Origin of the sequence: Duganella sp. 1224 (assembly GCF_013408245.1) — a bacterium.
In the GTDB taxonomy this organism is placed as follows: Bacteria; Pseudomonadota; Gammaproteobacteria; order Burkholderiales; family Burkholderiaceae_D; genus Rugamonas.
This window is the reverse complement of sequence record NZ_JACBYS010000017.1, coordinates 1-4,429: the sequence shown is the minus strand read 5'-3', so window position 1 is coordinate 4,429 and position 4,429 is coordinate 1. Positions and strand designations below refer to the sequence as shown.

The 4,429-nt window shown below is 60.6% G+C and carries 3 protein-coding genes; 1 reads left to right on the top strand and 2 read right to left on the bottom strand.

The features are described 5' to 3' along the window. Positions 1–191: 191 nt before the first annotated feature. Complete coding sequence (locus FHW58_RS27275) at positions 192–1,580, top strand: DUF4214 domain-containing protein (protein WP_179676340.1); 1,389 nt, start codon at positions 192–194, stop codon at positions 1,578–1,580. A 3-nt stretch (positions 1,581–1,583) separates the two neighbouring features. Here FHW58_RS27275 and FHW58_RS27270 read toward each other — a convergent pair whose 3' ends face one another. After that, positions 1,584–2,795: a sensor histidine kinase gene (locus tag FHW58_RS27270; RefSeq protein WP_179676339.1), complete on the bottom strand. Its 1,212-nt coding sequence runs from the start codon at positions 2,793–2,795 to the stop codon at positions 1,584–1,586. A gap of 45 nt (positions 2,796–2,840) precedes the next feature. Then, positions 2,841–4,205 (bottom strand): sodium-dependent transporter, encoded by a 1,365-nt coding sequence (locus tag FHW58_RS27265; RefSeq protein WP_179676338.1) that lies wholly within the window; start codon positions 4,203–4,205, stop codon positions 2,841–2,843. Positions 4,206–4,429 lie beyond the last annotated feature (224 nt).

Below are 4,429 nucleotides of genomic sequence, written 5' to 3'. Positions count from 1 at the left end.
ACCCCTTCCCATCCCGAACAGGACCGTGAAACGACTCTACGCCGATGATAGTGCTGCAACCAGTGTGAAAGTAGGTTATCGTCAAGCTAGTTATTCTGAAAAAGCCCGATCAGTGATCTGATCGGGCTTTTTTTATTTCTCGTTGGTTATAAAAAAGGTATCATTAGCTTCTATTTAAGTGCGGAGGAGCTATGAATAAGACCTGGGCGCCAGCCTTGCTTCTGGCCTCGTTGTTGACTGCCTGTGGCGGTAGTGGCGGCGATACGGCATCCCCCGGCGCGCCGTTGGCAGCGCGACTGGCGCAGGGAGCGCAGCATGCGCCAGCGATGCCACATGCGCCGGCCGAATACACCCAACTGGTGCAAAGCATTTATATCGGTTTCTTTGGGCGACCGGCGGACGCGCCTGGCCTGGCGTTCTGGAACGAAAAATTCAGCTCGCTCAATCTGCCGCTCACCGCGCCAGAGCTGATCGCCGTTTATTCCAACAATGCGCAGGCGCGCGCCATGCTCGACGCGTTTGCTTCAAGCGCTGAGTTTGGCGAGCTCTATGTGAATAATCTGGCGTCGTTCATTAATGCACTCTACTTGAATGGCTTTAACCGTGATGCCGAGGCGGGTGGCCTGCTCTTCTGGGCGGGCCTGCTGGGCAGCCGGCAGATCACGCCTGCGCTGGCGGTGCTGCACATCGTCAGCGACGCCCAGAACGCAGATGCGATTGTCGTGAATAAAAAAATTCAGGCAGCCACGCTGTTCACGTCACTACTGGACACGGCGGAAAAAGTTCATGCTTATGACGGTGCCCGCATCAACAGCAGCGCGCGCGCCTTCCTGTCGACGATTACCGCCCAGACTGACATGGCGGCGCTCCGTCTGGACATCGAGGGATTCGTCATCGCCATGACCGAGTCCTCCTCCCCCTATCTGGTCGAATCGTACTATGCCGGGTATAACTACCTGCAGGACGTCACCGGCAATGCGCCGCTTTACGCTGCCAAGTACCGCTATGCGTTTGCCGCTCTGGGCAGCCCTTTGGTCGCTGGGAGTCTGATTTTTGGTCTGCCCGGTCAGGCGGTCGCGTTCTCTGGCCGCGCCGGTGATTTCACGTATGGCGCCCCGGTGGCCGCAACCGCCAGCCTTGGTGCTCAACTGCTGCCGGAGGTCGCGATGCTCTGCCAAAATGTGGCCATCAATGGTGGTAGCGCGGTCAGATCAACTGATGTGCTGGTTTCTCGTTCGACCTTCCAGTTACTGGATGCGGCGGCGTTGGCGAATCAGTCCTTTACTTTTTATCGGGAGGATTGCGCCGTTGGTGGTGCCAATTCGCAAACACTGTCATTTGATGCGCAAGGCAACGGCAGATTCCCGCTTGCATCGGGTGTGCAAGCGCTGGATGCCGCTACTGTCACACGGCTTCTGAATGGCCAGGTACTGACTGATCCTGTCACCGGCAAGTTTCTGGCGTTTTCAGCTTATCGCTACTCGATCGGCGATGGCTTTAAATATGTCATCGTGCAGCACCAGGGCAACCGCCAGACCGGCGTGACCGATGGTGTGCTGGCGACCTGGTCGCAGGAGTAGCGCCTATCGGAGCGGCGCCGACATCGGCAAGGTCAGCGTGAAGCGGGTGCCGCCGCCCATTTCGCTGCTGACGTCGATGCGGCCGCCGAGGATCTCGGTCACGATGTTGTGCACGATGTGCAGGCCCAGTCCGGAGCCGCCCACGCCCATCTTGGTGGTGAAGAAGGGATCGAAGATGCGCGGCAAATCCTCGCGCGCGATGCCGACGCCGTGGTCTTCCACGCTCAGCGTCACCCAACCCTGCGCGGACAACTGCGCGCTCACCGCGATCAGTCCCTCGCCGCGGCCGTCGTAGCCGTGCACGATGGCGTTGTTGATCAGATTGGTCACCACCTGCCCCAGCGGTCCCGGATAACTCTCCATCATCAGATGCGCCGGAATGCGCTGCGCGATGACGAACGGCGTGCGCTTGATGGTCGGCTGTAGCGTCAGCAGGTTGCCGGCAATGACCTCGTCCAGCAGGAAGCTGCGCCGTTGCGAACTGGTCTGATCCACCGCCACCTGCTTGAAATTGGTGACGATGTCGGCCGCGCGCTGCAGGTTGCGGCTGAGGATGTCGACCGACAGCCGCGCGTTCTCGATGTACTGCTCGAACTCCTTGCGCGTGACGCCGCCGTCGCCGCTCAGGTGACGGCTGATCTCGTCAGTCTGCAGTTCGAAGGTGGTGGAAGCCATCAGGCTGTTGCCAATCGGCGTATTCAGCTCGTGGGCGATGCCGGCCACCAGCGCGCCCAGGCCGGCCAGCTTTTCGTTGCGCACCAGGTCTTCGCGCGCGCGGTCCAGCGCGGCGATCATGTCCTGCAGTTCGCGGCTGGCGCGCCGCAGCGCCAGGTGGGTGTTGATGCGCGCCAGCACTTCCTCAATCTGGAACGGCTTGGTGATGTAGTCGACGCCGCCGGCGTCAAAGCCGGTGACTTTCTGCTTGGGATCGGTGAGGCCGGTCATGAAGATGACCGGCACGTCCTTGGTCTTCTTGCCGGCCTTGAGGCGCCGGCAGGTCTCAAAGCCGTCGATGTCGGGCATGACCACGTCAAGCAGAATCAGGTCCGGCTCGGCGAACTCGGCGCGCATCAGGCCCTCGGCCGCCGTTTGCGCCAGCACGATCAGGAACCCGTGCCGCTCCAGCCGGTCCAGCAGCGCGGCGAGGTACGATGGGGAGTCGTCGACGATCAGGATCGTCGGCATCGGCACCACGGGGACCTCGCTCTGGTTCATCGCGCACCCTGATTCATTCACGGTGCGGCCAGTATATAACGGCCGTCAGAACAAGCCGAGGCCTTTCAGCATCACCACCAGGATCAGCAGCGGCGACACATAGCGCAGCAGCAGGAACACCACGCGCGTCACAGCGGCGTTGTGCAGCGCGCCCTGGTTGGACAGCGCGCGCTGGAAGTTGTCGCGGCCCCACACCCAGCCGACAAACAACGCTAGCAGGATGCCACCCAGCGGCAGCAGCACGTTGGACGAGGCGAAGTCGAACAGGTCGAACATATTCATGCCGAACAGCTTGAAGTTGGCCAGCGTGCTGTTGGTCAGCGCGCAGCTGGAGCCGAGCACGACCAGGATAGCGATGGTCAGCACGGTCGCCCGGGTGCGGCTCATGCCGTAGCGCTCGTGCAGGATCACCACCGGCACCTCCATCATCGACAGCATCGCGCCAGTGGCGGCCACGGCGGCCAGCGCAAAGAAGGCAATCATCAGCAGGTGACCGCCAGGGATCTGCGAGAACACGGCCGGGATGGTGATGAACACCAGCGACGGTCCGGCCGACGGCGCAAAGCCGAAGCTGAACACCGCCGGGAAGATGGCGATGCCGGCCAGCATGGAGACAAACAGGTCGGCCAGCATCACGCGCACCGTGGTGGCGGGAATGTTCTGGTCGTCGCGGAAGTAGGAACCGTAGGTCATCATCGTGCCCATGCCCAGCGACAGTTTGAAGAAGGCCAGGCCCATCGCGGTCAGGATAACGCCGGCCGTGATCTTGCTGAAGTCCGGCTTGAACAGGAAGGCGATGCCCTCGGCCACCTTGGGCAGCGTCAGGCTGACCGCGCACAACACCAGCAGCAGCAGGAACAGTATCGGCATCAGCTTCTTGGTGATGCCTTCGATGCCCTTGGTCACGCCCATCAGCAGGATGCCGCCGATGAACACCAGCACGCCCCATTGCCACAGCAGCGACTGCAGCGGGTCGCTGATCAGCGCGCCGAAAGCGCTTTCGGTCACATGGCGATCGCTGCTGAGGATGCTGCCGCCGATCGCCTTGAACACATAGGCAAACACCCATGCCACCACTTCCGAATAGAAGGACAGGATCAGGAAAGCGGCCAGCATGCCGGACGCGCCGATCAGCCACCACGGCAAACTCTTCTTGGGCGACAGCTTTTGTAGCGCGGTGATCGGGTTGGCCTTGGCGGCGCGGCCCATGGTGATTTCCGCGATCATCACCGGCAGGCCGATCACCAGCGTGGCCAGCAGGTAGACCAGCAGGAAGCCGGCGCCGCCATTGGCGCCGGTGAGCGAGGGGAACTTCCAGATATTGCCGAGGCCCACCGCGGAGCCCAGGGTTGCGGCCAGTACGCCGAAGCTGGAGCTGAAGCCACTACGGCCTGTCGTCTTATTGTTCATAGCATTTTGCTGAGGTTTTTCGAGGACGCGATTGTATCAGTTGAAAAAAGAGGGTTGACGGAATGAATGCCGTGCAGCATAATCTCATCTCTTCGCTGACGAACACAACGATTCTCAGCAAGTAGCAACAGATCTTTAAAAAATTACAGTCGATAAATGTGGGCGTTTGATGCTGCAACAAAAAGCATTAAATGCTCAACAAGAAATACTGTCAGTATTTTGAG

Excerpts from the sequence above, each read along its gene's own strand:
- FHW58_RS27275 (WP_179676340.1), top strand. The coding sequence starts at position 192 with ATGAATAAGACCTGGGCGCCAGCCTTGCTTCTGGCCTCGTTGTTGACT.
- FHW58_RS27270 (WP_179676339.1), bottom strand. The coding sequence starts at position 2,795 with ATGAACCAGAGCGAGGTCCCCGTGGTGCCGATGCCGACGATCCTGATC.
- FHW58_RS27265 (WP_179676338.1), bottom strand. The coding sequence starts at position 4,205 with ATGAACAATAAGACGACAGGCCGTAGTGGCTTCAGCTCCAGCTTCGGC.